At 64.6% G+C, this 25,703-nt stretch carries 21 protein-coding genes, 1 tRNA gene and 1 pseudogene; 7 read left to right on the top strand and 16 right to left on the bottom strand.

What is annotated here, in order from left to right:
- The 4 genes from rplK to SR3_RS03920 form a co-directional block, all read right to left on the bottom strand.
- The gene (rplK, locus tag SR3_RS03935; protein ID WP_068081014.1) at window positions 1-432 is read right to left on the bottom strand and encodes a 50S ribosomal protein L11; all 432 of its coding nucleotides are present in this window, start codon (window positions 430-432) and stop codon (window positions 1-3) included.
- Window positions 433-676: 244 nt separating this feature from the next.
- A complete protein-coding gene (gene nusG, locus SR3_RS03930) occupies window positions 677-1,213 on the bottom strand; it encodes a transcription termination/antitermination protein NusG (protein ID WP_068081011.1) in 537 nt (178 codons plus the stop codon).
- Between the two features lie 83 nt (window positions 1,214-1,296).
- The gene (secE, locus tag SR3_RS03925; RefSeq protein WP_068081008.1) at window positions 1,297-1,515 is read right to left on the bottom strand and encodes a preprotein translocase subunit SecE; all 219 of its coding nucleotides are present in this window, start codon (window positions 1,513-1,515) and stop codon (window positions 1,297-1,299) included.
- A 180-nt stretch (window positions 1,516-1,695) separates the two neighbouring features.
- Window positions 1,696-3,396: a hypothetical protein gene (locus tag SR3_RS03920; RefSeq protein ID WP_068081005.1), complete on the bottom strand. Its 1,701-nt coding sequence runs from the start codon at window positions 3,394-3,396 to the stop codon at window positions 1,696-1,698.
- Window positions 3,397-3,776: 380 nt separating this feature from the next.
- On the opposite strand from SR3_RS03920, the gene SR3_RS03915 reads away from it, so the two are divergent.
- Entirely contained in the window at window positions 3,777-4,724 is a 948-nt protein-coding gene (locus SR3_RS03915; protein ID WP_068081002.1) for a phosphatase PAP2 family protein, read from the top strand.
- A gap of 80 nt (window positions 4,725-4,804) precedes the next feature.
- On the opposite strand, the gene SR3_RS03910 is transcribed toward SR3_RS03915, so the two are convergent.
- Window positions 4,805-4,880, bottom strand: a tRNA-Trp gene (locus SR3_RS03910).
- Between the two features lie 151 nt (window positions 4,881-5,031).
- Here SR3_RS03910 and aat point away from each other — a divergent pair.
- Window positions 5,032-5,886 (top strand): leucyl/phenylalanyl-tRNA--protein transferase, encoded by an 855-nt coding sequence (gene aat / locus SR3_RS03905; protein ID WP_068080999.1) that lies wholly within the window; start codon window positions 5,032-5,034, stop codon window positions 5,884-5,886.
- 35 nt (window positions 5,887-5,921) lie between these two features.
- On the opposite strand, the pseudogene SR3_RS30405 reads toward aat, so the two are convergent.
- From SR3_RS30405 to SR3_RS03895, 3 genes and pseudogenes are all read right to left on the bottom strand, one after another.
- A pseudogene (locus SR3_RS30405) lies at window positions 5,922-6,257 on the bottom strand (DUF2155 domain-containing protein); the annotation flags it as partial.
- Between the two features lie 127 nt (window positions 6,258-6,384).
- The gene (locus SR3_RS03900; protein ID WP_245653763.1) at window positions 6,385-6,789 is read right to left on the bottom strand and encodes an NADH:ubiquinone oxidoreductase subunit NDUFA12; all 405 of its coding nucleotides are present in this window, start codon (window positions 6,787-6,789) and stop codon (window positions 6,385-6,387) included.
- Window positions 6,790-6,922: 133 nt separating this feature from the next.
- A complete protein-coding gene (locus SR3_RS03895; protein ID WP_068080993.1) occupies window positions 6,923-7,543 on the bottom strand; it encodes a RecX family transcriptional regulator in 621 nt (206 codons plus the stop codon).
- A 199-nt stretch (window positions 7,544-7,742) separates the two neighbouring features.
- Between SR3_RS03895 and SR3_RS03890 the strand changes: the two genes are divergently transcribed.
- From SR3_RS03890 to SR3_RS03875, 4 genes are all read left to right on the top strand, one after another.
- The gene (locus SR3_RS03890) at window positions 7,743-9,527 is read left to right on the top strand and encodes a fatty acyl-AMP ligase (protein ID WP_245653762.1); all 1,785 of its coding nucleotides are present in this window, start codon (window positions 7,743-7,745) and stop codon (window positions 9,525-9,527) included.
- 231 nt (window positions 9,528-9,758) lie between these two features.
- Window positions 9,759-10,907 carry a polysaccharide pyruvyl transferase family protein gene (locus SR3_RS03885; RefSeq protein WP_068080986.1) on the top strand — a complete coding sequence of 383 codons (1,149 nt, stop codon included), beginning with the start codon at window positions 9,759-9,761 and terminating at the stop codon, window positions 10,905-10,907.
- An 81-nt stretch (window positions 10,908-10,988) separates the two neighbouring features.
- Window positions 10,989-12,194 carry a toxic anion resistance protein gene (locus SR3_RS03880; RefSeq protein WP_068080984.1) on the top strand — a complete coding sequence of 402 codons (1,206 nt, stop codon included), beginning with the start codon at window positions 10,989-10,991 and terminating at the stop codon, window positions 12,192-12,194.
- A gap of 3 nt (window positions 12,195-12,197) precedes the next feature.
- Entirely contained in the window at window positions 12,198-12,935 is a 738-nt protein-coding gene (locus tag SR3_RS03875; RefSeq protein WP_068080981.1) for a hypothetical protein, read from the top strand.
- Between the two features lie 238 nt (window positions 12,936-13,173).
- Here the strand turns inward: SR3_RS03875 and acs are convergent, their stop codons facing one another.
- The 4 genes from acs to SR3_RS03855 all read right to left on the bottom strand — a co-directional run bounded on the left by acs (window position 13,174) and on the right by SR3_RS03855 (window position 17,221).
- A complete protein-coding gene (acs, locus tag SR3_RS03870) occupies window positions 13,174-15,105 on the bottom strand; it encodes an acetate--CoA ligase (protein ID WP_174549126.1) in 1,932 nt (643 codons plus the stop codon).
- Between the two features lie 90 nt (window positions 15,106-15,195).
- The gene (locus tag SR3_RS03865) at window positions 15,196-15,972 is read right to left on the bottom strand and encodes an energy transducer TonB (protein WP_068080978.1); all 777 of its coding nucleotides are present in this window, start codon (window positions 15,970-15,972) and stop codon (window positions 15,196-15,198) included.
- A gap of 39 nt (window positions 15,973-16,011) precedes the next feature.
- Window positions 16,012-16,404, bottom strand: a complete 393-nt coding sequence (locus tag SR3_RS03860) for a c-type cytochrome (RefSeq protein WP_068080977.1) — start codon at window positions 16,402-16,404, stop codon at window positions 16,012-16,014.
- A gap of 388 nt (window positions 16,405-16,792) precedes the next feature.
- The gene (locus SR3_RS03855) at window positions 16,793-17,221 is read right to left on the bottom strand and encodes a PadR family transcriptional regulator (protein ID WP_245653761.1); all 429 of its coding nucleotides are present in this window, start codon (window positions 17,219-17,221) and stop codon (window positions 16,793-16,795) included.
- Here SR3_RS03855 and SR3_RS32355 point away from each other — a divergent pair.
- Window positions 17,186-17,617 (top strand): hypothetical protein, encoded by a 432-nt coding sequence (locus SR3_RS32355; RefSeq protein WP_245653760.1) that lies wholly within the window; start codon window positions 17,186-17,188, stop codon window positions 17,615-17,617. The two genes, SR3_RS03855 and SR3_RS32355, sit on opposite strands and share 36 nt — an antisense overlap.
- 64 nt (window positions 17,618-17,681) lie before the next feature.
- Here SR3_RS32355 and SR3_RS03850 read toward each other — a convergent pair whose 3' ends face one another.
- From SR3_RS03850 to glgX, 4 genes are all read right to left on the bottom strand, one after another.
- A complete protein-coding gene (locus SR3_RS03850) occupies window positions 17,682-19,103 on the bottom strand; it encodes an efflux transporter outer membrane subunit (protein ID WP_245653759.1) in 1,422 nt (473 codons plus the stop codon).
- 29 nt (window positions 19,104-19,132) lie between these two features.
- Complete coding sequence (locus tag SR3_RS03845) at window positions 19,133-22,309, bottom strand: efflux RND transporter permease subunit (protein ID WP_068080975.1); 3,177 nt, start codon at window positions 22,307-22,309, stop codon at window positions 19,133-19,135.
- A gap of 7 nt (window positions 22,310-22,316) precedes the next feature.
- Window positions 22,317-23,615 (bottom strand): efflux RND transporter periplasmic adaptor subunit, encoded by a 1,299-nt coding sequence (locus SR3_RS03840; RefSeq protein ID WP_084454892.1) that lies wholly within the window; start codon window positions 23,613-23,615, stop codon window positions 22,317-22,319.
- Window positions 23,616-23,870: 255 nt separating this feature from the next.
- Window positions 23,871-25,703: a glycogen debranching protein GlgX gene (gene glgX, locus SR3_RS03835; protein ID WP_068080973.1), complete on the bottom strand. Its 1,833-nt coding sequence runs from the start codon at window positions 25,701-25,703 to the stop codon at window positions 23,871-23,873.

The raw sequence follows: 25,703 nt of genomic DNA, 5'->3' as shown, positions 1-25,703 counted from the left end.
TCAGGCCTCCACAATCTTCAGGCCCATCGAACGGGCCGAACCTTCGATGATCTTCGCGGCGGCGACGATATCGTTGGCGTTGAGGTCCTTCATCTTGGACTCGGCGATCGCTTCCAGCTGAGCGCGGGTGATCTGGCCGATGCTGTCCTTGCCGGGAGCCTTCGAACCCGACTTCAGGCCCAGAGCCTTCTTGATGAAGAAGGTGGCGGGCGGGGTCTTCGTCACGAAGGAGAAGGACTTGTCCGAATAGACCGTGATGATGGTCGGCAGCGGGGTGCCCTTTTCGACTTCCTGAGTCGCGGCGTTGAATTCCTTGCAGAAACCCATGATGTTCACGCCGCGCTGACCCAGTGCGGGGCCGATCGGCGGGCTGGGCTTTGCTTCACCAGCTGCGATCTGCAGCTTGATGTAACCGTCAATTTTCTTGGCCACAGTGGCCTCCTTTCACTCTGTCGGGGATGGTTTGGGCCAGCCCCCTCAAGTCAAGCGGTCAAGCGGGGCGAGGCCCCTCCCGCACGGACACCCGGCAGCGCATGCCACCGGGAAGCGGTGCCCTTAGACGGATCACGGGGAAAAGCAAGCGGAAATCCCCTGCCTGCACGCCCCCGCCTGCACAAAGCAAAAAGGCGGACCACCCATCGGTGGCCCGCCTTTTGCAAAGAAACCGCAGCGAAGCTTACTTCGAGAGTTCGACGTGCTCGAAATCCAGCTCGACCGGCGTGGCGCGGCCGAAGATCGAAACCGAAACCTTGACGCGGTTCTTGTCGAAATCCAGTTCCTCCACGATGCCGGTGAAGCTGCTGAACGGGCCATCGAGCACCTTGACCGAATCGCCGATCTCGTAATCGACCGCGACATGCTTCTTGACCTGCGTGGCGACCTGCTCGCGGTTGCCGAAGTAACGCTCGGCATCGCGCTCGCTGATGGCCTGCGGCTTGCCGTTCAGGCCCAGGAAGCCGGTCACCTTGGCGGTGTTCTTGACGAGGTGGTAGATGTCGTCGTTCATCGTCAGCTTGGCCAGCACATAGCCGGGCATGGTCTTGCGCTCGACCTGAACCTTCTTGCCGCGCTTGACCTCGGTCACCTGCTCGGAAGGCACTTCGATCTGCTCGACCAGCTGCTCCAGACCCAGACGCTCGGCCTCGGTGATGATGGCTTCCTTGACCTTGCTCTCAAAGCCGGAATAAGCGTGAATGATATACCAGCGGGCCATGCTTGCCTCTTATTCGTCAATGGTTTGCGCCATAAAGCGCGTAAATCGGGTGAAGTCAGGCGGGCCGTATCAGGCCAACCTGTTTACGCCAGAGACAGCAGGAACTGCACCAGCTTGCCGAACACCGTATCGATGCCCAGGAAGAACACGGCCAGGATCAGCATCAGAATGCCCACGAAGATGCCCGTGGTCAGCGTTTCCTGACGGGTGGGCCACACCACCTTGCGGGCCTCGACCTTCACCTGGTTGATGAATTCGCCGGGGCTCGTCTTGGCTCCGTCATTGGCGGCGCGGTCGTTCATGCCTGTCATATTCCTTGGCGATTAATCCTGCCTTCCGCCATGGGCTCCGCGCCGCCCCGGATCAGGTCCGGGAGGGGCTTTAAGAACATCCATGTCGGGAAGTTCCACAGGACTTAATGCGCGCGCGCGGATTTTGCAAGCGCATGACGCAAGGTAAGCCCGGCGCTGCCAAAGCTGCCGTCAATTGGCGTCATGCATCCCGCGCTGATAGGGGCTGCCCTCAAGCTTGAGGTCGGGCATGTGCGAGAGCTTGCGGTCGATGGCGCGCTGCGCGGGCGAATCGGGCAGGCGCGGCTTGCTGCAACGGTCCGGCACCACACCGGTGTTGGGCAGTCTGGCCAGCCACACGCCCCTGCCCTGCCACACCACTTTCGCCTTGTCGGGCAGCGTTTCGGGCGCCTTGGCCCCCACATAAAGCAGCCAGTCGGCATGATAGGCCGGGCGGATGCAGTCGAGCCGCACCGGCTGATGGATCGACTGCAGCAGGCGGTGCGAGGGATCGGCGAAACCGGGCCCACCTTCCTTCACATGCAGCATATGGATGTGCGGAAGGGCGAAATTCATGTTCACCAGCGCGTGGCGGCGGATCACCAGATAGCCGCCGACATGCTCCTGCTTGTTGAACCACCAGAATTCACGCGGGGTCAGCACCACGCTGGCCACCTTGGCGCCTTCGGGGATGACATCCAGCGCCTTGAGGATTTCATCCGTATCGGCGGAATCCTGCTGCCAGCTCAGCGTGGTGGTGGCCAGACGCACGGCATACAGGCCAACAGGGCCGCTCAGCACCCACCACGGGGCGCACCAGTCGATGGCCATCACGCAGACCATCAGTCCGGTGGTGATGAGGCGGTAATCGGCCAGATCGCCGCCCGAGATATGGCGCGGCACCACCCAGCTCAGGATGATGAGGCCAAGACCCGCCCAGCCCAGTCGGCCATCGATCCAGAAGCGGCCATCGAGGAAGCCCCAGCCCCCGCGCCAGCGCTTCAGCGCCCATGACAGGGCCGAAAACAGCACCGCCAGCGCGATCACCGCCCCCATCACGCCCAGCGAGATATGGTCGAGCCACCAGTTGGAATCACGCATCGCGCGTTCCCAGGTGGAGGTCTTGTAGAGCCACCAGAAGCGGCCATAGCTGTTGTCGCTGGAAGTGCCGGGGATCAGCACCATCACGATGATCGGCGCGAACATCGGCAGGCTGGTAAGCGCCGGGCGCCACCAGCGGCGCCAGCCCTCGTCCAGCCGCTGGCTGAAATCGGCGCCCGCCACCATCACGATCAGCACGGCCCAGGCCGAGATATGGCTGACCCACACCGCGAAACCCGCCACCAGCAACAGCAGCCAGCGCCAGTCCATGGCGCGCTGCCAGGCGCCGCGCGGGCCCATCTCTACCCAGGCGGCGAAGAAGATCAGCGCCAGCGCCTGCCCCAGCGCGTAATTGACCAGCCCCAGATTGAGCATCGGCGACCAGATGAAGGACAGGCCCAGCAAGGTGCCCACGCCGATCCGGCGGCGCAGCGCCCATTCGCTCCAGACGATGCCGATGCCCGTCAGCGGCGGCACCAGCGCGACGATGATCTTCGCGCCCGTCTCCAGCCCGAACATCTTCGCAAAGGGGAAGATCAGCAGATCCACGCCCAGATTGCCGGTCCATTTCCAGTCGAAGCTGTAATAGCGCGCGAACCATGGATTGGCGCCATGATCGAGCATGACCGCATAGCGCGCCATATGCGCGGGAAAATCGATCATCTCGGTATGCGGCGCCATCAGCACCGGCAGCGCCGAGGCCAAAGCAAGGATCAGCGCCGCCCACACCGATGCCGAGCGATACCAGGATCGCGACCGGATCAATGCCTCATCGGCCGTGCGAAGCAACATGCAACCCATCCCTCCGGCGCTGCCACAAGGCTGGCGCCGCCTCCATTCGGACCACGCGGGATCGCAAGAGCGATCCGCAAACCACGCCTGTTAGCCGCCAGCCTGCCGAAATCAAGCCATCGGCTGCATCACGGCGGTGATCACCGTGCCAAAGTGGCATGTTGTCCACCGCCTGTCACCTTGCGGATCGTCCGGATCCCTGGCGGCAAACGGCGACACCGTCGGCCTGCCCGGTATTCATGCGGAGGGGCTGTTGGGGCAACAGGCGCGACTGAACCGCTCGCAACAGGCATCTCGCTGATTTTACGACCAAGCCGGGGTAAACGCCTCTTTAACCAGAGGAAGTTAGCCAGCAGGCGCCGCAAGGGAGCCCCCCGCCCATGATCGATGCCAGACGATTCGTCCTTATCGCCACCGCCCTGTGCGTGGCCGGAACCAGCGCTTTGCTGACGGCGACTCATCTTTCGCTCGATGCCAGCCATATGTCGATGAGCCTGCCGCTGCTGGCAGTGACGCCATTCCTGCCGCTGGCGGTCTATCGCTCCGAAGGCATCGTCTGGCTGGACCGCGTGGTCTGCGGCTTTGCCTGCTTCGGCCTGTTCATCCTGATCACCTTCACCGGCTGCATCGCCTCCTACGGCATGGCGGCGCTGAGCCATGGCTGGGTCGATGAGCATCTGCTGGCCGCGGACCGGATCATCGGCCTGAACTGGCTGGATTATTGGAATTTTGTTCAGCACCACCCGCTGCTGAACGCGATGCTTCTCAAGGCTTACACCTCGATCATCACCAGCCCTGCCCTCATCATCGCCGCGCTGGCCCTGACGGGCAGGTTCGATCGCCTCTACCGCTTTCTGGCTGCCGATCTGCTGAGTCTGCTCGTCACCGATATCTCGCTGGCCTTTGCCCCCGCCACCTCGGCGGCAGCCTCTTTCCTTCCGCACGACCTGCCAAACTTTCCCATGGCGGGCCTTGCCCATGTCGCGATCATCGAGGGCCTGCGCTCGGGCACGCAGACGACCATCGATCTCAGCGCCCTGACCGGGCTGATCGCCGTCCCCAGCTTCCACGCCGCGGCCTGCACGCTCTATGCCTGGGCGACATGGCCGCTGGGCAAGCTGCGCTATCCCTTTCTCGCGGTGAACATGGCGATGCTGCTGTCGACGCCGATCCATGGCGGCCATTATTTCAGCGATGTGATCGCGGGCGTCCTTGTTGCCCTGCTGGCCATTGCCGTCAGCCAGCGCTTCAGCGTTTCTGAGATGTCGCCGCGCCGGCGCGAGGCCGCGCCAGATGCCACCGCTGTGGGCGCACCAGCCTTCACCTGACACCATCATGGGCTAAAAATGGATGAGGCGGTTTGCAACTTGTGCAAACCGCCTCATAAAACCCACATCGCCATGAAACATGGCAGGAGCGGAGGGACTCGAACCCACGGCCCTCGGTTTTGGAGACCGATGCTCTACCAACTGAGCTACGCTCCTGTGGGGTGGGCGGCCTCTAGATCGGAGTGGCAGGGATGGCAAGGGCAAAGACAGGGCATGGGCATAAATTTCCTGCCTTACCCACAGGCTGCCTCCATTTCGGTGCGCTTCATGGCTGGGTCGGACGCGGCAAAATGCTATGATGAGGCATATGGACGATCGCCAAAGCCCTCTTATCGACCCATCGCTGGTGATGCTGGCCTATCGCAGCGGCATCTTCCCCATGGCCGACCGGCGCGACGATCCCGATATCTTCTGGGTGGAGCCCAAGCGGCGCGGCATCCTGCCGCTCGATGGCTTTCGCTGTTCGCATTCGCTGGCGCGCACGCTGCGACGGGGGAAGCTGGAGGTTACCTGCAATCAGGCTTTCACGCAGGTTCTGGCGGCCTGCGCCGCGCCGCGCATGGCCTCGGCCAATGATTCGGACGAATCGGGGGGCGAGACATCAGAGGGCGAGACCTGGATCAGCCATCGCATCGCGGGCACCTATGAAAGGCTGCATGCGCTCGGCTCCGCCCATTCCATCGAATGCTGGCAGCGGGATGAAGAGGGCAAGCGCGCGCTGGTCGGCGGGCTTTACGGCGTCGGCTTCGACCGGGTGTTCTGCGGGGAGAGCATGTTCTCGCGCGTGAGCGAAGCCTCGAAAGTGGCGCTGGCCTGGCTGGTGGTGGCGCTGCGCATGGGCGGCGTGGAATTGCTGGATTGCCAGTTCATCACGCCGCATCTGGCGTCCCTTGGCGCGATCGAGATCAGCCAGAAGCGCTATCTCACCCTGCTGCGCCACGCCCAGCGCGGCACAGAGCCTCACCCGGAGCTTCAGTTGGTGGGCGGAGCGTCGCCGCCATCGGCCTCATTGCCGCCCGGCAGCACCGGCGGCGGCGTGACGACCGGCGGCGCGCTGGCGCTGCCCGAAGCCTTCGGCGCCTTGGAGGCGGCCTTGAAATCCTCGGGCGCCTCTTCCTCGCCGGGGAACTTCATCGCGCAGTCCTTGACCCAGACATCATAGACCGGGTGCTCGACCACATTGAGCGAAGGGCTGTTCTTGAACAGCCAGCCCGAGAAGACCTTGCGCCACACCAAAGGCTGCGACACGCTGGTCCGCTCATGCACCAGCACCTGTACGAAAGCGCCGATTTCCTGAGGGCTCTCCCAGGGCGCGGTCTTCTCGCAGGTGGCCAGACGGACCACAACATTGCCGATGGTGCGCTGCTCGCCCGATTTGAGCTTGAACTCTTCGGTGAGATTGTTGCGCTTGTTGATGATGCCCAGCGTGGCGACGCGGTCTTTCACCGGCGTGCCATATTGCGTTTCCACCGTGCCGCCCGCCGGGCGCGCAACGGCCTTGGGCGCATCCTTGTCCGCACTGTCGCCGCCCATGCCGATCTTCTGGCACCCGGCCAGCGCCAGAGCGGCACAGCCGAAAGCCAGCGGCGCCCCGATTCGCAAACCGGACACTCGCAGGACGGAAAAAGACATGCGTGAGGGCGCCGGGCTCAGCTTGGGCTCAGGCGTCCGGCGACCAGGCTTCGTAATCGCCCGTCGAAGCAGGACGATGACCGCCAGCAGCCAGCGAACCGGCAGGGTGATGCGCCTTGGCGGTGCCGGTGGCGTTGGGGGTGTATTCCACCTCCCAGATGCGCGGCGGGGGCAGATGGCTCTCGGGCACGCCATCATAGGAATTGTGCAGCCAGCCGTGCCATTCGGCGGGCACGCGGCTGGAATCATTGCTGCCGTTGTAGATCACCCAGCGGCGCTCACGCCCGGCAAACGGGCTGTTGGCGCCAGCGGGAATCTTCTTGGTGCTGCGGTAATACTTGTTGCCCTGAAAGTCGGTGCCGACATGCTCACCGTGCCGCTTGTTGTTGAGCCAGGTTCCGAACGTCGAACCGTTCCACCAGGTGAAGAGCATCGGACACATCCTTCAAAAACGAAGACAGGGCTTGGGCGCTATGGAACGCCAAGCATTACCCCCGCCGCCTAGCGGAGGAAAGGGGGCAAGGGCAATAGGCGATAAGGCGAAAGAGGCGTCAAAAAGAGCAGGATCAATCCCAAAAACCTTGAGAGGGTGCCTCTCCGGCTTCTGCCGCCCATTCTTCCGCCTCGTCGGGAGAGGTTTGCGCCAGCAGGGCACGCGCCACGCCCATCGCATGCCCGGCGCGCAGCAGGCTGGCCATCTGCTTTTCGCGCAGCGCCGGATCAAGCCTTTCCCCCTCCCCCAGCCCCCGTGTGTAGGGCCCCAGCCCCTTGCGCCGCGCCAGAGCCAGCACCGCGCGCCGCGCCGCACTTTCGTCGGGGGTGCAATCGGAGCGGATCGCCTCGCCAATGCCCGCCGCATTCAAATCCTGAGCGATGCGCCTTGCCCCATAGCCCCGGCGCAGCAGGCTGGTGGAGCGCATTCGGGCAAAACCCGCATCGTCGACGTAACCAAGGTCGGCGAAACGGGCGATTACGGCGGCGATGGCCGCGCGCCCGTCACCCTCGCCATCCCAGCCGCGCTCCTGCAGCTTGCGGGCCAGATAGGCCTCCAATTTGCCCGCGCTGGTGGCGAAACGCGCCACATAGGCCAGCGCCATCTCCTCCAGCTTCGTGGCCGTGAGAGGGCGCGGCGCCTTGCGCTCCCGGCCCTGCCTGTGGCGTGATGGTAAATCCTCACCGCTGTCCATAACTGCCTCATTCACCTGCGCTTGGCCATAATCGTGCCACAGTCGCCCCTCAAGGGGGAGGCTGAAGCCGCCTTCACCGGATGGCAACAGACAGTTTTTGACACCGGCCTTCCGTCTCTCGCGGCCGAATCAGCCGGTAAATTCAAGGGACGCTGCCCCCAGCGCCCCGCCGGAGGATGCGAGAGGAGGGCCGAGACCGATGGACCCGAGACCCATGACGCAAGACGTGCTTGATCGTAGTGACACCCTTCAGGCCACCCCCAATGGCTGCGCCCTGCCGCGCCGCCTCTCCGATTTCGGCACGTTTGGCGAGGCGCTCGATTACGCGGCCACGGGCACGCGTGGGTTGAACTTCCACGATCCGCGCGGCAACCTCACGCGCCCCTATCCCTTCAGCGAGCTGCGTCAGGATGCGCTGGATGTCGCCTATCGCCTGATCGCGCGCGGCGTGAAGAAGGGCGACCGCATCGCCCTGGTGGCCGAGACCGGCGCGCAATTCGCGGCGCTGTTCTGCGGCACGGTCTATGCCGGCGCCTGGCCGGTGCCGCTGCCCCTGCCCACCAGCTTTGGCGGCAAGGACAATTACATCGACCAGCTGGCGGTGCAGCTGCGCAGCTCGGACCCGTCGCTGTTCTTCTATCCGCCAGAGATCGCGGCGATGGGCGATGCCGCCACGGCGGCCCATAACGAAGCCAATGGCGCCGCCTGCAAGGGCGAAGGCTGGGATGTGCTTTACGCCGAAACCCCGGCGCAGACCGCCCTGCCCGAGGTTTCGGGCGAGGACATCTGTTACCTGCAATATTCCAGCGGCTCGACGCGCTTTCCCCATGGCGTTGCCGTCACCCATGCCTCGCTGCTCAACAATCTGGCGGGCCATGGCGAGGCGATGCATCTGATCGAGAGCGACCGCTGCATCAGCTGGCTGCCCTGGTATCACGATATGGGTCTGGTCGGCTGCTTCCTCTCGGTGATCGCCAATCAGGTCTCCACCGACTATCTGCGCACCGAGGATTTCGCCCGCCGCCCGCTGGCGTGGCTTGACATGATCAGCCGCAACCCCGGCACCTCGATCAGCTATTCGCCCACCTTCGGCTATGACATCTGCGCCCGCCGCATCTCCAGCCAGAGCCATGTGGACGAGCGTTTCGACCTCCATCGCTGGCGTCTGGCCGGCAATGGCGCCGACATGATCCGCCCGGACGTGATGCAAGGCTTCGTCAACGCCTTTGCGCCCGCCGGTTTCCACGCCAATGCCTTCCTGCCCTCCTATGGTCTGGCCGAGGCCACGCTCTCGGTCACCATCATGCCGCCGGGCGAAGGCATCCGTGTCGAGCTGGTCGAGGAAGAGCGCCTGTCGGGCACGCCGCGCGATCTCTCGCGTCCTGCCCGCTACCGCGCCATCGTCAATTGCGGCAAGCCGGTGAAGGACATGCTCGTGGAGATCCGCGACGGCGCCGGCCGCATCCAGGCCGACCATCACATCGGCAAGGTGTGGTGCAAGGGCCCCAGCGTGATGCACTCCTATTTCCGCGATCCCGAAGCCACGGCGGCCTGCATGGTCGATGGCTGGCTGGACACCGGCGACATGGGCTACAGCGTGGACGGCTATCTGTTCATCGTGGGCCGCGCCAAGGACATGATCATCATCAACGGCAAGAACCACTGGCCGCAGGACATCGAATGGGCCGTGGAGCAGCTGCCCGGCTTCCATCAGGGCGACATCGCCGCCTTCAGCCTGGAAACCGAAACCGGCGAGGAAACCGCCGCCGTGCTGGTGCACTGCCGCGTCTCCGACCCCGATGAGCGCCTGAAGCTGAAGAATGCCGTGGCCGAAAAGGTCCGCGCCATTCTGGGCCACCCGGCGGTGGTCGAGTTGGTGCCGCCGCGCACCCTGCCGCGCACCTCTTCGGGCAAGCTGAGCCGCGCCAAGGCCAAGAAGCTCTACCTTTCGGGCGAGATCGAGCCGTTGCAGCTGGCGGCATGATCGCGCCCCGCTGAGGACTGGCTCGTGGAACGGCCCGGTGCGAGAAACGCACCGGGCCGTTTTGCTGTCCTGATTGGGTGCATCCGGAATGGAGGGGCTGAGGCCCGGATTTACGGCGTGGCGACTCTTGGGCCCTGATTTGCCTTCGTAACGGTTGCTTCGCCGCCTTGGCGATCAAGGTTCCGCTGCGCATGGTTGGCGCCGATGGTTCCCGCCATAAAGGAAGCGGCCTTGAGCAAACGCCCTCTGCTGATCTTTTGCGATACGCTGGTCAATCTGGGCGATCTGGCCCTGCTGGCCCAAAGCGTGGCGGCGGGGCGCAATCAGGGGCGGCAGGTCTATGTCCGCCAATGGGCGCCCCCGCCGCCCATCATTGCCCGGCAGGTGGAGGCGCTGGGGGCTTCGATTGTCTCGGGCCGCGCTCCAGCGGCGCTGCTGCGGCTGGCGTCGCGCTGCGATGCCGTGATCGGTGGCGGACAAATCGTGCGCAGTAATGTCTCGCTTGCCAGCCTGATCGCCATGATCTGGGCCCTGACGCTGGTGCGGCTCGGCGGCGGCAGGGTTTCGGGCTGGGGCATGGGCGTGGGGCCGGTGCGCGGATGGCGAACGCGCTTTCTCTGGCGGTTGGTGTTCCGCCCCGGCGAGCGGATCGCGGTGCGTGATCCCCTCTCTCTCGATCATGCAAGACGCCTGTTTCCCGCCCGCGCCGTAGTGCAAAGCGCCGATATGGCCTTTCTGGCAGGCGCTCTGCATCACGATCTCACGGCAGAAGAAAGCGAGCGCACCAGCGTGCTGATCGCTCCGTGCATCGAGGGCAGCGAGGGCCGCTCGATCGATGGCGAGGGTTTTCCCACCCTGCTGGCCTGCGTCAGGCAACAGATGCCCAAGGCTCCGCTGGTGCTGGCTTGTCATGATCCAAGGCCAGAAGTCGATGGGGGAGCCGCCGACTGGCTGATCGCCTATTACGACCTCAATGATGCCCGGAAGCTGGATGACGGACAGCTTGCAACCCTGTGCGAAGCCTATCGCGAGGCGGTGCTGACCGTCACCAACCGGCTCCATGCCAGCATCTTCACCCTACTGTCTGGCGGAGCCTTGCTGGTGGTGGATGATGGATCGGACAAGATGCGCGCATTGTGCCGCGATTTTGCCATTCCCTCGATCCGGATCAGCGGGCCGCCCGATGCCGACCTGATCGGCAGAACCGTGGCAGCAGCCGTGAATTTCGACCGCAAGGCCCGGAAAAAAGCCATGCTGCGGATCGCGCGACGGGCTCAGAGCAATCTGCTGGCGCTGGGCGATCATGCCGCCACGCAGCCTGTCGAGAGGCAGGGACGGATCGCAACGCGGAGCCGCCCTACCTTCCGTCAAGCGCCTTAGTCTTGCAATACAGCTTGCAGTCAACGGCGTGATGCCCCACATCATAAGGCCATTCATGTCGTTGACGAAAAGCAGGTGCCCATGGCCTCCACGCCCACGCAACTCGATGCCCCCGCCATCACGCTGACCCCGCCCGATCCGGTGCCGGTGGTGGCGCCCGCTCAGGCCGCCGGGCTTGTGCCGCTGTCGAGCGAGCAGACCAGCAAGCTGGACCAGAAGGTGGATGCCTTTGTCGCCGATCTGGTGGCGCAGGATTCGGCCAGCCCGGAATTCGGCAAGCGTGTCGATCAGCTCACCTCCATGGGCCGCAAGGAAATCGCGGCGGCGGCAGGGCTTTCCAACCGCTTCCTCGACCGGCCCGTGCGCGCCATGGACAAGGACAGCGGCGTGGGCGCCAATCTGCTGGCGCTGCGCAAGACGGTCGAGGATCTCGATCCGGGCAAGTCGGGCCTTATGGGCAAGCCGCGCAAGCTGCTGGGGATCATCCCCTTCGGCAACAGCGTGAAGAAATATTTCGACGGCTATGTTTCAGCCCAGGGCCATATCAAGGCCGTGCTGGACAAGCTTGCCAGCGGCAAGGACGAGCTGCTGATGGACAATGCCGCCATCGATGTGGAGCGCGGCAAGCTGTGGGAGGCGATGGGCAGCCTCGAACAGATGATCCACATCTCCAAGAAGCTGGACGAGAAGATCGAGGACAAGGCCAACGACCTCGACGCCACCGATCCCGCCAAGGCCAAGGCGCTGCGCGAATCGGCGCTGTTCTACACCCGCCAGCGCACGCAGGATTTGCTGACGCAAATGGCAGTGACGGTGCAGGGCTATCTGGCGCTCGATCTGGTCAAGAAGAACAATGTCGAGCTGATCAAGGGTGTCGAGCGCGCCAGCACCACCACCGTGGGCGCGCTGCGTACCGCCGTGACCGTGGCGCAGGCCATGACCAACCAGCGGCTGGTGCTGGGGCAGATCACCGCGCTCAACACCACCACGGCCAACATCATCGATTCGACCAGCGCCCTGCTGAAGGACCAGACCAGCAAGATCCACGAGCAGGCCGCCAGCAGCACCATCCCCGTGGAAACGCTGCAGCGCGCCTTCCAGAACATCTATGACACGATGGACACGATCGACACCTTCAAGCTGAAGGCGCTCGATTCGATGAAGCAGACGGTCAACACCCTCTCGGGCGAGGTGGAGAAATCGCGCGCCTATATCGCCCGCGCGCAAGGCACCGCCCAGGCGCAGGTGGCGCATGACACGCCCAACCTGCTCTCGCTGGAAGGCTGACCCATGGCGGACTCAGCCCGCGATTCCGATGCGATTCTGGCCGCCGCGCGTTCGACGTTGAACCAGCAGCGCGCCGGTGGCCGCCGCGTGCAAGGAGCGATCGGCCAGCGATCGGCCGCAATCCGGCGTGAGGCGCAGTGGCGCCAGCTGCGCAAGATCATGGTGGCGTTGATCGCGGGTCTGGCGCTGATCGGCATGGGGTCGTTTATCCTGCATGCCATCAGCACCGTTCTTGTGGTGGTCGTGCTGGCGTTGATTGCCGTGACCGTGCTGGCGTTGGGGCGACAGGTGACTGTCAAAATCCCCAAGCTTGAAGACCTGCGCAAGGCTCCGGCCAAGACGCTGGTGGGCAACACGCAGCTCTGGCTGGAGGCCCAGCGCCCAGCCCTGCCCGCGCCAGCGCTGAACTTGGTCGGCCAGATTGGCGGGCAGCTGGATCTGCTGGGCACGCAGCTCGACAAACTGGACGAAAGCACGCCCGCTGTGGCGCAGGTCCGCACTTTGGTCGGCCAGAACCTGCCTGATCTGGTGAATGCCTACACCGCGATCCCTCAGCCACTGCGGGGCCAGAAGCAGGGCGATGCCTCGCCTGACGAGCAATTGGCCGCCAGCCTTGGGCGGATCAGCACCGAGATCGACAGCGTTACCCGTCAGTTGGCCGAGGGTTCGATCGACAATCTCGCCATCCAGACAAGGTTTCTGGATTACAAGTACGGTGGGGATGAGGTTTCCAAGGGATAAAAAGAAAAGCGAGTGGGTTACCCCCTCGCGCTCCCATAACGTCTTCCGACGACAGGGCAGCGGCGCCGAATTGAAGCGCCTCGCCTCTCCACCTGCGCCACCCAAAGCGCCGCAGGCTTCAAATCAGTATCTGCCTGCGGCGGGCGACCTTGCTCCAAGGCCGAACCTTGAACACAACGTAGACATTAATGGGAGCGCGAGGGTGTAACACCCTCGCACTTATACTTTTTTTAAACCTTCAAGCCTTGGTCTTGATCAGATGGTCCACCACCCCCGGATCGGCAAGGGTGGAAATATCGCCCAAAGAGGACGTATCCCCCTCGGCGATCTTGCGCAAAATCCGCCTCATGATCTTGCCCGAGCGCGTCTTGGGCAGGCCCGGCGCGAAGTGGATCACATCGGGCGTGGCAATCGGCCCGATCTCCTGCCGCACCCATGCGATCAAAGCCTTGCGGGTGGCTTCATCGCCCTCAACGCCCGCGTTCAAAGTGACATAGGCATAGATGCCCTGCCCCTTGATCTCATGCGGCATGCCCACGACGGCAGCTTCGGCCACCTTGGTGTGGGCGACCAGCGCGCTTTCCACCTCGGCAGTGCCCATGCGGTGGCCCGAGACGTTGATCACGTCATCCACGCGGCCCGTGATCCAATAGTAGCCGTCCTCGTCGCGGCGGCAGCCGTCGCCGGTGAAGTACTTGCCGCGATAGGTGGTGAAATAGGTCTGGAAGAAGCGCTCGTGGTCGCCCCAGACGCTGCGCATCTGGCCCGGCCAGCTTTGCGCGAGGACAAGGTTGCCCTCGGTGGCGCCGTCCAGCACCTTGCCGTCGGCGTCCACGATCTGGGGCACCACGCCGAACATCGGCCAGCTGGCGCTGCCGGGCTTCAGCGGCGTCGCGCCGGGCAGAGGGGTGATCATCTGGCCGCCGGTTTCGGTCTGCCACCAGGTGTCGACGATGGGGCAGCGGCCCTCGCCCACCACGTGATAGTACCATTCCCAGGCTTCGGGGTTGATCGGCTCGCCCACGCTGCCAAGCAGGCGCAGGCTGGAGCGGCTGGTCTTCTTCACCCATTCGTCGCCCTCGCGCATCAAGGCGCGCAGGGCGGTGGGAGCGCCGTAGAAGGTGGTGACCTGATAGCGGTCCACGATCTGCCAGAAGCGGCTGAAATCGGGGTAATTGGGCACGCCCTCGAACATCACGGTGGTGACGCCATTGGCCAGCGGGCCATAGACGAGATAGGAATGCCCCGTCACCCAGCCCACATCGGCGGCGCACCAGTAAATGTCGTCAGGGCGCGTATCGAACACATACTCATGGGTCATGGCGGCCCATGTCAGATAGCCGCCGGTGGTGTGCATCACCCCCTTGGGCTTGCCGGTCGAGCCGCTGGTGTAGAGGATGAACAGCGGGTCTTCCGCGCCCATTTCTTCGGGCGGGCAATCGGCAGACACGCCGTCGCGCTCGTCCAGCCACCAGACATCGCGGCCTTCCACGATCTCCACCGGGTTCTGCGCGTGGTCGACCACCAGCACGGCGGACACATCGGGGCACTGCTCCAGCGCCTTGTCGACATTGGCCTTCAGGGGGACCAGCTTGCCGCCACGGTTGCCGCCATCGGCGGTGATCACCAGCGTGGAGCCGCAATCGAGGATGCGCCCGGCCAGAGCATCCGGGCTGAAGCCGGCAAAGACGATGGAATGGATCGCGCCGATGCGGGTGCAGGCCAGCATGGCGACGGCCGCCTCGGGGATCATCGGCAGATAGATGGTGACGCGGTCGCCGCGCTTGGCGCCCAGCTTTTTGAGCACATTGGCGAAGCGGCACACCTCGGCATGCAACTGGCGATAGGTCAGGCGGACGGTCTGGCTGGCGTCGTCGCCTTCCCAGATGATGGCGGTATGCTCGCCGCGCTCGGCCAGATGCCGGTCAAGGCAATTGGCCGAGACGTTCAGCGTGCCGTCGGTGAACCAGCCGATGCCAAAATCGGCCTCATCGAAGCTGGAGGTGTTGAGCTGCGTCCAGGGCCTGATCCAGTCCAGCCGGGCGGTTTCCTGCCGCCAGAAGGCCTCGGGCTCCTCGATCGACTGGCGGTATTTGTCGGCATAGGCTTCCGCCGAGATCAAGGCGCGCGCCGCCCATTCGGCGGGCACGGGGTAGGTGGTGGACACGATCAGGCTCCCATTCTTATGCGCGCCGGTTGGAACGGTCCGTCAACCGGCATGGGGCAGTCTTCGCGGTTGCCACGCCCGCGTCAAGGGGGATCAAGGTCTTGGAGCCGCCCCGTAAAACCAGCTTTGCCGCCAACCGTGCAATTGCTCGACAGGGCGGCCCGAACTGTCGGTGGCCGGGCGGAAGCGGAAGCGGTCCTGCGCCAGCTTGCAGGTGATAGCATCGCTGTCGGCATCGCCCGAGCTTTCGCGCACATGGCAGTCATGCGCGCGGCCATCCACGCCCACGGTGAAGACGATCAGCGCGGAATGGCCGATGCGCGCGTCCCGCCCGGAGCGCGGATAGTCCTTCGCCGAATCGATGTTGCCAGCGGTCTGCACCAGCGCCGATCCGCCGCCACCGCCCTGCCCGGCTCCGCTGGCGCCATTGCCACCGCCGGCGCCGGTTGCGCCAGCGCCCGTGCCCGCTCCCGCATCGCGCATGCCCGAGGTGTCGGCAGCGCCAGAGGCAGCCACCTGAGGCGCGGGCGGGCGGATCAAAGGAACAAGGGGGACAGGCGCGATCACGGCGCGCGGCACGGCATGGACACCGGCGGCACCGCTCAAGGCCGCAGCTTGCGGCGCGGCATGAAGCAGCGTTTTTGTCGGAGATGGCGGCGGGGGCGGCGGCGTATCTTCCACCACAAACGCCGCGAGCGCATTCTGCCTGACCGCCTGCCGCGCCGCCGGGCTCAGGCCCAGCAGCAGCACGGCCAGCACCAGAGCCTGCACCACGAAAGCCAGCGCGGCGCTGCCCGCACGCGCCTGCCAGCCATTGGCTCCGTGCCAATGGCCCGGATCATGAGGGACCGGATCGACCTTCAGGCTCATCCCCCGCTTCTAGCACGCAGGGGATGAGCCTTTGGTTAATTACTTGTTGCTGGCAAGGAAGGCCACAATGTTGGCGCGGTCCTTCGCATCGGCCACGCTGATCACCATCTTGGTGCCCGGCACCAGCTTGCCCGGAGCCTGCAGGAACGTATCGATCTTGGCAGGCGTCCACACGATGCCCGAGGACTTCAGCGCGGGCGAATAGAGCGCGAAATCGCCGGCCGAACCGGCCTTGCGGCCCACAACGCCATTGAGATTGGGCGCCAGCGCCGTGGGCTTCTGGCCCTTGTTCAGCACATGGCACATCTGGCAGCGTGCCTTGACCAGCGCCGCCCCCGCCGCCGCGTCACCCGCCGCATAGGCCGGCATGGCAGAGAGCAAAGCGGCAGACACGAAACCACCCAGAGCAACCGAACGCAGTGACACAAACATTGCAAACTCTCCGAATCATGCGGAAATGCCTCCGCGTTGTGGCGGGGAGTGTCACAGGGTGGTGGCCGGGATCAATCCGCTATTCACCTGCGGCATGCATATCATCTATCCTGCGGATTGCAGGGGGAGATCGAAAAAGAACATGCGAGGGGGTTACCCCCTCGCGCTCCCATTCCGTCTCCCGGCGATGGGGCGGCGGCACCGAGAGGTTGCGCCCAGCCTCTCCACCTGCGCAAAGCGCCGCAGGCTTTTGATGCCTGCGGCGCCAAGAATGCGTGCCCCGCCGCATAGTCAGGGCGCAACGTAGACATTAAAGGGAGCGCGAGGACGCCATAGCTTGTCGCTCGCGACAAGCGCTCGCTAAGGGGCCCTCGCATTTCTCTTTTCTTCAGAGCCTTTCGATCTTCTGCGTCGCCTCATCGATGATCTTGGCGATGTCGAAACCGATGTCGCTGTCGGCGCCTTCGCGGCTCAGACGCTCCATCAGAGCGGCCTTCATGTTGTGGACCGCACGGCGCACGGGAGCGTTGTCGGTGCGGCTGTTGGCTTCGCCCAGCTTGGCGAGACGGGCGAAGAGCGCCTCGATAGCCTCCTTGTTGGTCTCGACTTCGGCGCGGCCTGCATCGGTCGGCACCCACTGGCGCTTGGAGCCGGTGCCGCCTTCGGCATGCTCAATCATCTCTTCATCCTCGAGCAGCGAGAGCAGCGGGTAGAGCACGCCCGGGCTGGGCGTATAGGCATCATTGCTGCGCTCGGCGAAGAGGCGCTTGAGCTGGTAGCCATGCTCGGGCTTTTCGACCAGCAGGGCGAGCAGCATCAGCCGCAGTTCATCACCGGTGAACATCTTGCCGCGACGGCCGCGACCGAAACCATCGCCCCGACCACCACCGCCGAAACCACCCCCGAACGGGCCACCAAAGCCACGCCCGAAGCCTTCGCCATCGGGGCCGTCGAAACCGCCGCCGAAGCGACCGGCGAAGCGACCGGCGAAGCGCTCGCCGAAGCCGCGCTCCATCATCATATGCATCATGCGGGCAGCGCGGCCATGGCCATGTCGCTCGCCGTGTCGCTCCGCATGGCGTTCATGCCTTTCACCATCGCCGCAGCGACGTCCGTGAAAATGCCTCATCATTCTTTCTCCTGTGAGTCTTGTCATGAGGAGAAGATACGCCTTACTCACGATCTTTCAAGATATATCTTGAATGGTTTTTAGAGGCACAAGAAAGGCGGCGCGGGGCTGATCCCCACGCCGCCTGTCCTGTTGCGCCAAGCTGTTGTTATTCGGCGGAAACGCCTCCGCCCAGCGCCTGATAGAGCGCCACCGTATCGGCAAAGCGGCTGCTGCGCGCCACCACCAGCGCCGCCGCCGCCTGTGCCCGCGCACTCTGCGCGTTGAGCAGGTCGAGCGTGCCCACCCCGCCCAGCTCAAGCTGGCGGCGGGTGAAGGTCAGCTGGCGCGAGGCGGCATCGTCGGCCCGCGCGGCGGCGTCCAGCGCCCGCCCGTCGCCCGACAGCCCCGCCAGCGCATCCGACACATCCACGAAGGCCTGCAACACGCTGGCGCGATACTGCGCCTTGGACTGGTCGAAGGCCGCCTTGGCCGCGCGCTGCTGGTTGAGCAGCTGCCCGCCATGGAAGATCGGCTGGGCGACATTGCCCATCAGCGTCCAGAACAGATTGCCGCCCTGGAACATCTGCGAGAAGGTCTCCCCCTGCCCGCCGACATTGGCTGCGAGGCTGAGCGCCGGCAGGCGCGCCGCAATGGCGCTGCCGACATCGGCTGCCGCGCCCTGCATCGCGGCCTGAGCCGCGCGCACATCGGGCCGCTCCGCCACCAGCACTGAAGGCACCGAGACCGGCAGGTCGGCGGGCAGATGCAGTTCGGACAGCTTGGGCAGCGTAGGCAAAGGCGTGCCCGGCGCCACGCCCATCAGCGCGGCGATCAGCGCCTGCTGGTGCAGCTGGCTGCGTTCCAGTGCGGGCAGAGCCGTTTCAGCCGTCGCCAGCTGGGTTTCCTGCGAGGCAATGTCCGAAGCGCCCACCGCGCCCAGCGCCTGACGCTTCTTCAGCAGATCGAGCACGCCGCGCGCCGAGGCAATCGCCTCACGCTGCGCCGCCACCTGATCGGCCAAAGCCGCCTGCTGCACCACCGCCAGCACCAGATTGGCCACCACGGTGGTACGGGCAGCGCGCGTCCGCCATGCCTGAGCGGCAGCGGCAGCACGCGCGGATTTCACCTTGCTGGCCACCCCGCCGAACACATCGAGCGGGAAGGTTACCGAGGCCGTCGCCGTATGCAGCGTATAAAGCGTCTGGTTGGGATCGGCCAAAGGCGGCGAGATCACATTGGAGACCTGCGCGCGCTGCACGCCATAGCCCACATCGACCTGAGGCAGGCGATCACCCGCAGCCGCCCCGGCCAGCGCCTTGGCCTGACGCAGGGCAGCGTCAGCCGCCGCCACATCATTGTTGGCCTTCAGCGCAGACTCGACCAGCGCATCCAGATCGGCATTGCCGAAGCCCTTCCACCATTGCGTGGGCACCTTGGCGCCTTGGGTGAAGTGCTGCGGCTCACCGCTGACCGGATCGACCGGCAGGATCTCGGCATTGCCGGCCCCGGTGGGGGCCAGCGAGACCGGGGTTTCAGCCTTGGGGCCGAGCGACGTGCAAGCGGCCACAGCCCCCAGAGTCAAAGCCATTGGGGGCATCATAAGGAAAAGACGTTTCATCACGCGCCCTCCCCCTGCGCTTCGATGGTGTGATGCGGATCGCTGCCATGAGCGCCGCGATCGTTGGGACCAACGTGACGGCTGAACTTCTCGACCAGCACCGGCAGCACCAGCAAGATCAGGATCGGGGCCAGCGTCATGCCGCCCACCACCACCAGAGCCAGCGGCTTCTGCACCTGAGAGCCGATGCCGGTGGCAACGGCGGCAGGCAGCAGGCCGATGGCGGCGACCAGACAGGTCATCACCACCGGGCGCAGACAGTTGCTGACGATCACATGACGCGCCTCGGCCCGGCTGGAGCCTTCGTTCAGCGCCTGGTTGAAGGTCGTCACCACAAGGATGCCGTCCATCACCGCAATGCCGAACAAGGCCACGAAACCGATCGCCGCCGAGATCGAGAAGGCCGTGCCCGTCAGGGCCAGCGCCATCACGCCGCCGATGATTGCCATGGGGATCACGCTGAAGGCCAGCATCGAGTCGCGGAAGCTGCGGAAGTTGGCCATCAGCAGGCCAAAGATCATCAGCAGGCTGATCGGCACCACGATCTCCAGACGGTTCACGGCGTTGGTCAGATTGCCCATCTCGCCCGCCCATTCCAGATGATAGCCCGGCGGCAGGATGACGTTCTTCTGGATGCGGGCCTGCGCCTCGCCCACCGCGCTGCCAAGATCGCGGTTGCGCACCGAGAACTTGATGGGAACGTAACGCTCCTGATGCTCGCGATAGATGAAGCTGGCACCCGTGGTGAGCTTGATATCCGCCAGTTCGGAGAGCGGCACCTGCATCATCCCGCCATTGGGATTGGTGACGCCCACCGGGATGCGGCGGATCGCTTCCAGACTGTCACGCTGCTCGGCCTTCAAACGCACCATGATCGAGAAGTGGCGGTCGGTGCCCTTCTCATACAGGTCACCCGGCGATTGCCCGCCGATGGCGGCCTGCACCACGGCGTTGATGTCGTCGGGCAGGATGCCGTAGCGGCTGGCTTTCACCCGGTCGATGTCGATGCGCACAGTGGGTTGGCCCAGCGACTGGAACACGCCCAGATCGGTGATGCCCTGCACCTTCTGCATCTCGGCCTTCAGCTTGTCGCCCAGTTGCACCAGCGTTGCCAGATCCGGCCCGAAGATCTTGACCGAATTGGCACCCTTCACGCCCGAGGCGGCCTCCTCGACGTTGTCCTCGATATACTGGCTGAAGTTGAACTCGATGCCCGGGAAGCGCTTCTGCAGATCGGCGTTCATCTGCTGCGTCAGCTCTTCCTTGGTGATGCCGCCGGGCCATTCCTTGGCGGGCTTCAACGGCACGAAGAATTCGGCGTTGAAGAAGCCGGTGGCGTCAGTGCCATCGTCAGGCCGCCCCTGCGCCGAAAGCACGCTTTCGGCCTCGGGATAGGTGGCGATCACCTTGCGGATGGCGTTGACCGTCGGCTGGCCGCCCTCAAGGCTGATCGAGGCAGGCAAGGATGCGCGGATGTACATGTTGCCTTCCTCGAGATGGGGAAGGAACTCCACGCCCAGCGAGCGCATGCCGAACATCGCGATGATGAACAGCAGACACGCCCCGCCCAATGTCAGCAGACGGTTGGCCAGAGCGAAACGCGCGGCAGGCACATAAAGCCCGCGAATGCGCGCCACCAGCCAGGTATCCACCTCATCCAGATCATCGGGCAGCAGCATAGTGGCCAGCACCGGCGCGATGGTGAAGGTGGCGATCAGACCGCCCAGAATGGCATAGGCATAGGTCTTGGCCATCGGGCCGAAGATATGCCCTTCCACACCGGTCAGCGTGAAGAGCGGCAGGAAGCTGGCGATGATGATCGCGGCGGCAAAGAAGATGCCGCGCGACACTTCGGACGAGGCATGCAGCACCGACGACAAACGCGTCGCCAGCGAGAAGTGGCCATGGCCAGATTTCACATGCTCGGATCGTTCGACCATATGGCGGAAAATGTTCTCCACCATGATGACGGTCGCATCCACCACCAGACCGAAGTCCAGCGCGCCCACCGAGAGCAGATTGGCGGATTCGCCCTGAAGCACGATGATGAGCACCGCGAAGGAGAGCGCGAAGGGGATGGTGATCGCCACGATGATCGCGCTGCGCAGGTTGCCCAGAAAGGCCCATTGCAGCACGAAGATCAGGATGATGCCCACCACCATGTTCTCGATCACGGTCGAGGTGGTGTGGTTGATGAGATCCGAGCGGTCATAGATGCGTTCGAGATGGACGCCGGGCGGCAGGATGCCACTGGCGTTGATATCGGCCATCTGCTGCTTGACGGCGGTGATGGTCGGCATCGACTTGGCGCCGCGCTGCATCAGCACCACGCCTTCCACGATGTCGTCATCCTGGCCGAAACCGGCGATGCCCAGACGCGGCTCATTGCCAATCTCGACCTGCGCCACGTCCTTCAGCAGCACCGGGACGCCGCCATTGGTCGTCACCAGCACATTGTTGATCTGCTCGACCGACTGGATCAGGCCCACGCCGCGCACGATGGCCGCCTGAGGACCGAAGTTGATCGTCTGGCCGCCCGCATTGGCGTTGGAGTGACCGATGGCCTGCATCACCTGCGCCACCGTGGCGCCGTGACCGTTGAGCTTGTTGGTGTCGACCGTAACCTGATAGCTGCGGATCTTGCCGCCCCAGCCGGTCACATCGATGACGCCGGGGATGGCCTTGAACTTGCGCTCCAGCACCCAGTCCTGCAGCGTTTTCAGGTCCATCACCGAATAGCCCTTGGGGCCCACGACGCGGTAACGGAAGATTTCGCCGATGGGGCTGGTGGGCGAGATGCCCGGCTGGGCCCCGCCCGGCAGCGTGCCCATCTGCGACAGGCGGTTGATCACCTGCTGCTGGGCTTCCTGAAAGGTGTAGTCGTAGGTGAACTGGATCTTCACGTCGGACAGGCCGAAGAGCGAGATCGCGCGGATGGTGTTGAGATGCGGAATGCCCGCCATCTGCACCTCGATGGGGATGGTGACGTTGCGCTCCATCTCCTCGGCCGAAAGCCCGGAGGTCTGCGTGACGATCTCCACCATCGGCGGAACGGGGTCGGGATAGGCCTCGATGTTGAGCTGTGAAAAGGCAATGCCGCCCGCCGCCAGCAAGGCGACAAGGAAGCCGATAATCAGCATGCGGTTACGCAGCGACAGGCGGATCAGACTGTTCATGAGCGTATCAGTTGTCCAGCCCGGCTTCGTTGACGAAGATCGCCCCGGTGGTGGCCACCACCTCGCCCGCCTTCAGCCCTTCGGTGATGCGCACGCGCCCGCCGCTGCTGTCCGCCACCTGCACCTCGCGCGAGACGAGGCGACCATTGCCCTGCGAGATCCACACGCGGGCGGCATCGCCCTCATGGATCACAGCCTGGGCCGGCACCGTCACGCCATCGGGGCGGTTGCCCGTGTTGACGGCATGGCGGATGGTGAAGTTGGCGAACATCTGCGGCTTGAGCGCACGATCAGCGTTCGCGATCGTGGCGCGCACCGGCAGGCGGTGCGTGGTGGGATCGAGCTGCTGGGCCACATTGTCGATGGTGGCATGGAAGACCCGGTCCTTGAGGCCCGGCACCGTCACATCCACCCCGTCGCCCAGATGGACGGCGGAGGCATCGCTTTCGGCCAGCTGCGCCACCAGCCATACGCGGCTGGGATTGGCGATGGTCAGCACCGGGCTGGAGCCGCCCGACTGCACATACTGCCCCGTCGAGACCGAACGCTGCGCGATCACGCCCGCGATGGGGGCGTGGAACACGGTTTCGGCGTGGAGCCCGCCGATGTCGCCCGCATTCTGCAGCTTGCCGATCTCGGCGCCGGTCTTGCCGAAGACCACCAGCTTGTCGCGCGCGGCGGCAAGGGCGCTTTCGGCGCTGCGCTGGGCGGCCTGAGCCGCCACGAAATCGTTCTGCGCCTGCTGATAATCCTTCAGCGCGCCGCCGGCGGTCTTGTAGACCTGCTCGGCGCGGGCGAGGTTGGCCTGCGCCAGCTTCAACTGCGCGTTGGCGCTGGCATGCTGGGCGGTGGCGGCAAACAGCGTGTTGCGCGCATCGACCACATCGCCGGTGCGCACCCTGAGCAGCGGCTGGCCCGGCGTCACCTGAGCGCCCGCCTGCACGAACACATCGGTCACCTGCCCGGAGTAAGGCAGGAAAACCGGCGTGGAGAGCGTATCATCCGCCGCGATCTGGCCGGTGGCATTGGTGCGCTGGTAATCGTCGCCAGCGTCCACGCGTTCCAGCTTCACGCTAGCCATCTGGCTCTGCGACAACTGGACCACGCCGGGCGGGAGCGGCGCCGCGGGCTTGTCCTCATGATGGAACAGGGTTTTCCCCAGCATCACCAAAGCCGCGATGCCAGCAATCCCGGCCCCCGCCAGGATCAGATAACGCACTTGCACCGATTTGGGCAAAGCATGACGAGCGTCGGCCGAATCATGGCCAACACCATCATGCCCGCCAGACACGTGGTCAGCAGACATTCCAATTCCTATCCCCAAAATCGCCGGGAAGATTCCGGCAGATTTTGCCAAAGCCACACTGCCTTATGCGTCAGCCCGATTGAACTCAAGCTTTCCGGTCAGGCAGGGTGATTCCCCTGCCCTGTGGCGACAAGACAAGACAATTCGGTGACGGATGGCAAGGAAAGCCGTTCTTTTGGCCGGAAAACGCCGTTCTGTCGCGCATGGTGGCAGACTGCCCCATGCGCTTCGCCAGCAGGGGATGGGGTAAATGCCTCAGGCTTCCGCATCCCTGTCATCCAGCCGAACGCTGTGCGCTTTGCGATCAATGGCAAAGCGATAGGCCGAGCTGGTGTAGGCCAGGGCATCGGCCTCAGGTACTTCCCAATCGGCGATGCTCATGGCTTCGCCTTTCGCGTTCAGCCATAGGCCATCCTCTGGGAATTGCTCGAAACTTTCCACCCGCGCCGCGCGCCATGCCGACAGGCCAGCCACAAACCCCTCAAGCGCCAGATCGCGGGCATGCCAGTCGATCCAGCCGATGGGACTGTCCTGACAATAGGCGTTGTTGTTGCCCTGCTGACTTCGACCGAATTCATCACCCGCCGTCAGCATGATCGTGCCCGTGCTGGCGAACAGCGTGGCCAGCAAGGCGCGGGCATCCCTGGCGCGCGCCTCCACCACCTGAGGGTCTTGGCTCGGGCCTTCCACGCCATGGTTCCAGCTGTGATTGTCGCCATGGCCATCGCGGTTATGCTCGCCATTGGCCTCATTGTGGCGCTGATCGTAGGACAACAGATCGGCCAGCGTGAAACCGTCATGCGCGGCGAGGAAATTGACGCTACGGCAGGCCTGTTCGCCAAAGATATCGCTGCTGCCCGCCAGCCGCGTGGCCAGAGCGCCGATGCTGCCCTCTCCCTTCCAGAAGCGGCGCAGATCGTCGCGGAAACGGTCGTTCCATTCCAGCCAGTTGTCGGGAAATTGCCCCAGCTGATAGCCCCCCGCGCCGATGTCCCATGGCTCGGCGATCATGATGCGGTCGGCCAGCACGGGATCGGCGGCGATCTCGTTGAACAGCGGCGCATGGGGATCGTAATCGGGACTCCGCGCCAGCACCGGCGCCAGATCGAAGCGGAAGCCATCCACGCCGACCTGCTCGACGAAATGGCGCAGGCTGGCCAGGGTCAGCGTGCGGACATGCGGCTGCGCGAAATCCAGCGTGTTGCCGCAACCGGTGATGTTGACCAGCTGGCCATCGCCGTCATGGGCATAGGTTTCATTGTCCAGCCCGCGCAGTGAGAGGATCGGCCCCTCCTCATCGCTTTCCCCGCTGTGGTTGAACACCAGATCGAGGATCACCCCGATCCCCTCGCGATGCAGCGCCGCGACAGTCGCCCGCAATTCAGCCACCCCGCCCGGACAAAGCCCCGGATCGAGCGCCATCATCGCCACCGGATTGTAGCCCCAGAAATTGCGCAGCCCGAGCGGCGGCAGATGCCGCTCATCCACCCATGCGGTGATCGGCATCAGCTCCACCGCGCTGACCGACAGTTTCTTCAGATGCGCAATGATCGCCGGATGGGCCAAAGCGCCGACGGTGCCGCGCAAACCTTCCGGCACGTCGGGATGCAACAGGGTAAAGCCCCGCACATTCAGCTCATAGATCAGCCCGCCGCGCCTGAAGAGCGGTGCTTCATGCGGCGCCGCCTCCCTCTGCCCCGGCACGATGGCGTGAGGCACCAGCCCCAAAGTATCGACACCATAATCCGACAGCGCCAGATCATGGACGAACCGCCGATCCAGCTCGACAGCATAGGGATCGACCAGCAGCTTGCTGGAATCGAACCACAGGCCCTTTTCCGGCGCCCATTCGCCATCGGCGCGATAGCCATAGGCGGCGCCTGCCAGATCGCCTTTCAGCGTGGTGCGCCAGAACTCGCCCTGCCGGTGCATCGGCGTGCGATATTCCTCACCCTGAGCAAAGATGCACAGCGACACGCCACTGGCCCGGGGGGAGCGCACCGCGAAATGCGTATAGGCCCCACCCTCGCCGGCGATGACATGGGCGCCCAACTGGGCCTCCAGGGCAATCGTCGCGGCGTCATCCAT

Source organism: Novosphingobium rosa NBRC 15208 (genome assembly GCF_001598555.1).
Classification (GTDB): Bacteria; Pseudomonadota; Alphaproteobacteria; order Sphingomonadales; family Sphingomonadaceae; genus Novosphingobium; species Novosphingobium rosa.
Note: the sequence above shows the minus strand (reverse complement) of the source record. Positions and strands in the feature narration are given on the sequence as shown.

Bases quoted from the DNA above. Each gene is read 5' to 3' on its own strand.
- nusG (WP_068081011.1), bottom strand. From the start codon at position 1,213: ATGGCCCGCTGGTATATCATTCACGCTTATTCCGGCTTTGAGAGCAAG.
- secE (WP_068081008.1), bottom strand. From the start codon at position 1,515: ATGAACGACCGCGCCGCCAATGACGGAGCCAAGACGAGCCCCGGCGAA.
- SR3_RS03920 (WP_068081005.1), bottom strand. From the start codon at position 3,396: ATGTTGCTTCGCACGGCCGATGAGGCATTGATCCGGTCGCGATCCTGG.
- SR3_RS03915 (WP_068081002.1), top strand. From the start codon at position 3,777: ATGATCGATGCCAGACGATTCGTCCTTATCGCCACCGCCCTGTGCGTG.
- aat (WP_068080999.1), top strand. From the start codon at position 5,032: ATGGACGATCGCCAAAGCCCTCTTATCGACCCATCGCTGGTGATGCTG.
- SR3_RS03900 (WP_245653763.1), bottom strand. From the start codon at position 6,789: ATGCTCTTCACCTGGTGGAACGGTTCGACGTTCGGAACCTGGCTCAAC.
- SR3_RS03895 (WP_068080993.1), bottom strand. From the start codon at position 7,543: ATGGACAGCGGTGAGGATTTACCATCACGCCACAGGCAGGGCCGGGAG.
- SR3_RS03890 (WP_245653762.1), top strand. From the start codon at position 7,743: ATGGACCCGAGACCCATGACGCAAGACGTGCTTGATCGTAGTGACACC.
- SR3_RS03880 (WP_068080984.1), top strand. From the start codon at position 10,989: ATGGCCTCCACGCCCACGCAACTCGATGCCCCCGCCATCACGCTGACC.
- SR3_RS03875 (WP_068080981.1), top strand. From the start codon at position 12,198: ATGGCGGACTCAGCCCGCGATTCCGATGCGATTCTGGCCGCCGCGCGT.
- SR3_RS03865 (WP_068080978.1), bottom strand. From the start codon at position 15,972: ATGAGCCTGAAGGTCGATCCGGTCCCTCATGATCCGGGCCATTGGCAC.
- SR3_RS03860 (WP_068080977.1), bottom strand. From the start codon at position 16,404: ATGTTTGTGTCACTGCGTTCGGTTGCTCTGGGTGGTTTCGTGTCTGCC.
- SR3_RS32355 (WP_245653760.1), top strand. From the start codon at position 17,186: ATGCTCGGGCTTTTCGACCAGCAGGGCGAGCAGCATCAGCCGCAGTTC.
- SR3_RS03855 (WP_245653761.1), bottom strand. From the start codon at position 17,221: ATGCTGCTCGCCCTGCTGGTCGAAAAGCCCGAGCATGGCTACCAGCTC.
- SR3_RS03850 (WP_245653759.1), bottom strand. From the start codon at position 19,103: ATGGCTTTGACTCTGGGGGCTGTGGCCGCTTGCACGTCGCTCGGCCCC.
- SR3_RS03845 (WP_068080975.1), bottom strand. From the start codon at position 22,309: ATGAACAGTCTGATCCGCCTGTCGCTGCGTAACCGCATGCTGATTATC.
- SR3_RS03840 (WP_084454892.1), bottom strand. From the start codon at position 23,615: ATGTCTGCTGACCACGTGTCTGGCGGGCATGATGGTGTTGGCCATGAT.
- glgX (WP_068080973.1), bottom strand. From the start codon at position 25,703: ATGGATGACGCCGCGACGATTGCCCTGGAGGCCCAGTTGGGCGCCCAT.